The sequence below is a fragment of the Bradyrhizobium sp. NBAIM08 genome (genome assembly GCF_020193935.1).
GTDB classification, from domain to species: Bacteria; Pseudomonadota; Alphaproteobacteria; order Rhizobiales; family Xanthobacteraceae; genus Bradyrhizobium; species Bradyrhizobium yuanmingense.
The window spans coordinates 1-379 of the sequence record NZ_JADYVR010001423.1 but is presented as its reverse complement, the minus strand read 5'-3'; the positions used below and the strand labels follow the sequence as shown (position 1 = coordinate 379).

Below are 379 nucleotides of genomic sequence, written 5' to 3'. Positions count from 1 at the left end.
GGTCCGGGTCGGCCAGCAGCGGCTTCAGCAGCCGGGAGACCTTGCGCGGGGCCAGCCGCCCGGCACCTCCGGGCTCGACCGCGGTCGCGACGGCGGCAGGGATCGCGGGCAGCGGCAGGCTGACGCCGGGCGGCGGGGGCACGGCGGCCGGCTCGTCGTCAGGGTCGGGCGGGGGCGGCGCCTGGCTTCCGAACCAGCGCTCGCCGAGGTCGTACTGATAGGTCGCGAAGGCACCGCCCAGGAGGGCGAGGACGAGGACGACGGGAACCCACCGGGTCGCCCACCTGGTCATGGACCGGGACCGTGACTGACGCATCGCGGCCATTGTGCGCGAGACTGGCCCCAGATGACCTGGTGGCCCGCGCCCGGGCCGTCCAAT

General features: G+C 75.7%; 1 pseudogene. It reads right to left on the bottom strand.

Annotation, left to right across the window (positions count from 1 at the left end):
• A pseudogene (locus tag I6F37_RS45245) lies at positions 1 to 292 on the bottom strand (hypothetical protein); the annotation flags it as partial.
• Between the last annotated feature and the right edge of the window lie 87 nt (positions 293 to 379).